Origin of the sequence: Deinococcus sp. (genome assembly GCF_018260405.1) — a bacterium.
Taxonomy (GTDB): Bacteria; Deinococcota; Deinococci; order Deinococcales; family Deinococcaceae; genus Deinococcus.
Map to the genome: position 1 here is coordinate 1 of NZ_JAGLBG010000183.1, position 2,216 is coordinate 2,216.

3 protein-coding genes are annotated in these 2,216 nt (G+C 60.2%); 2 read left to right on the top strand and 1 reads right to left on the bottom strand.

The features are described from left to right. Window positions 1-140 precede the first annotated feature (140 nt). Window positions 141-1,115: a serine/threonine-protein kinase gene (locus QZ269_RS12830; protein WP_291427089.1), complete on the bottom strand. Its 975-nt coding sequence runs from the start codon at window positions 1,113-1,115 to the stop codon at window positions 141-143. 120 nt (window positions 1,116-1,235) lie between these two features. Here QZ269_RS12830 and QZ269_RS12835 point away from each other — a divergent pair, with 120 nt between their 5' ends. Both QZ269_RS12835 and QZ269_RS12840 read left to right on the top strand, forming a co-directional pair. Next, window positions 1,236-1,739: a hypothetical protein gene (locus QZ269_RS12835; protein WP_291427090.1), complete on the top strand. Its 504-nt coding sequence runs from the start codon at window positions 1,236-1,238 to the stop codon at window positions 1,737-1,739. 276 nt (window positions 1,740-2,015) lie between these two features. Continuing rightward, window positions 2,016-2,216, top strand: a 201-nt coding sequence (locus QZ269_RS12840) for a hypothetical protein (protein WP_291427091.1), incomplete at its 3' end; no start/stop codon positions are given.

Here is a 2,216-nt window from a genome sequence, read left to right on the forward strand (position 1 = left end):
TCGCTAGGGTAAGCTGCGCGTTCCACCGTTAAAGCCTAAAACATTTCCCATGGTTAGGGCCTCAGACAGCCTCTCAGAGCGGCACCCAGAAAGGGGCCTGACCGCTTCTTGACCAAAACAGCACCCAGCGCAGTCCGTAATTACTTGTTCCGCTTGAACGGATTCCAGCCTTTCTTGGGTTCGGGGGCCGGGGCCGCCGGTTTGGGAGTATTGAGTGGCTGAAGGCTGGCCGCCGGACCATGCCGCCCGACCTGATGCAGCGCAACTGCTTCCGGCGGTGGTTCGGCACTTAGATCGTCAAGCGGCTCGTCCAGGGCGGTGAGGACTGCGCGGCGGATGGCGTCGGCGCTCGGGCGTTCGGCGGCCCGCTTTGCGAGGGCCTGCTCGGCCAGCCGCGCTAGAGGCCGGGGCACCTCGGGGTTAAGACGATTCATAGGTGTGGCAAAACGGGTCAGGTGGGCGATCATCAATTCTTCGTAGGTGGTTCCGTTGAAAGGCCGCTGGCCGGTCAATAGTTCGTACATCATGACGCCGAGGCTGTACACGTCGCTGGCCGCGCTGCTACTTTCGCCGTGGTAAATCTCGGGGGCCATGTAATACGGGCTGCCACTGACTTTGCCCCCCTGCGACACGAAATAGGTATTGCCCAGGTCGCCCAGCGCCGCACGACCCAGCTCATCGACATAGATGTTCTGGGTCTTGACATCCTGATGCACGGCTCCCAGCTTGTGCAGATAGGTCAGGGCGGCAGAAGTATCGGCCAGTATCCATAAAGCGTCTTCGAGCGGCAAGGCGATCTGCCCGGCAGAGGACCGCGCCAGATGCTCACTGAGTGCCCCGTTCGGGTAATACTTGAGCGCCAGAAAAGCCTGTGCTCCGAACGCCGTTCCATCGAAGGCCTGCACGATATTGGGATGCCGAAACTGCAAACTGAGCCGGACCTCATTGCCGAAGCGCTCGGCGGCGTCGTGAACGCTGAGGGTCTCAGGGTGCGGCAGCTTGACCGCGAACTGGCGGCGCTCCGGGTTAAGAGCCAGGCGCACCACCGACGTATTACCACGTCCAAGGATATGGAGCAGTTGGTAGCCAGGAAGGATTTGTTCAGGTTGGGTCAAGGAAGAATCTCCGGAAATCTATTCTAGATAATACCTCTAACGGAACCCTCTCAAAAACACGGTGTGTAGAGGACCTTTCGGAAAAGCGCCGCGTAGCGGCCCATGCGATATGCTGAATCCATGAGCGAGCCTACTGCCCCGCACTCTGTCAACCGCTCCAGTCAGTCGTTGGCCTGGATTCTCTCGCTGCTGAGCCTGCTGCTGCTGGGCATCGTGACCGCCGCCGCGATCAGGCACAACCCGCTGTACAGCGACCACGACACGTACGGCGTCAGCACCTACCGCTTTATTGAAAACTGCAAAGAAGAGTTGCGACGCCCCAGTGAAATCAAGGTAGGGCCGCTGGCCCCCGGGCAGCCCGACACACGTCAATCACTGACCGATTACCTGAAAAGCAAGCCGCAGCAGCCTTTGCCCGCCGCCGCTGACGTCTTTATTCGCCTGACCGGAACCCCCAGCACCCTGGTCGAAGGGGTTCAGCACCCCGACGCGACCAGCACACAGTTACGCACTCCGGCCACGGTCGGCTACCGACTGGACGGCGCGGAACACCTGATGGGACAGGCTCCCGTTACCTGCAACTACAACCCCCAGACCCACCGGGCCGAAATTCTGTTGCAGTAATAACGGACTGCCGTCTGCTTCGCTGGCAACCTGGCCGGAACCCGTTTCTCTTCTGCTCGCTCTACTTCGCCCCCTTGCAAGTCTAAGCCTTCAATGGATGACCTGGACTAGGGGAACTGGATCATTGACCGACGAGATTGACCATGCCTGGCTTTGCGGGTGATGTGTGCGCCGAATAGATTTACGCCCACCGCGCCGGGAATTCTGGAAGGCTGCTGGTACACCTACTCAACCCCCGCCCCACGTCCGCGCCGCGTGCGATACTCCTTATCTGGAATGCCTAAGCGAACTGATCTCCAGACCATCCTGATTCTCGGCAGCGGCCCCATCCAGATTGGGCAGGCAGCCGAGTTTGACTACTCCGGCACTCAGGCGCTTAAGGCGCTGAAAAATGAGGGCTACCGCGTGGTGCTGGTCAACAGCAACCCCGCGACCATCATGACCGACCCAGAACTGGCCGACGCGACCTACTTGGAG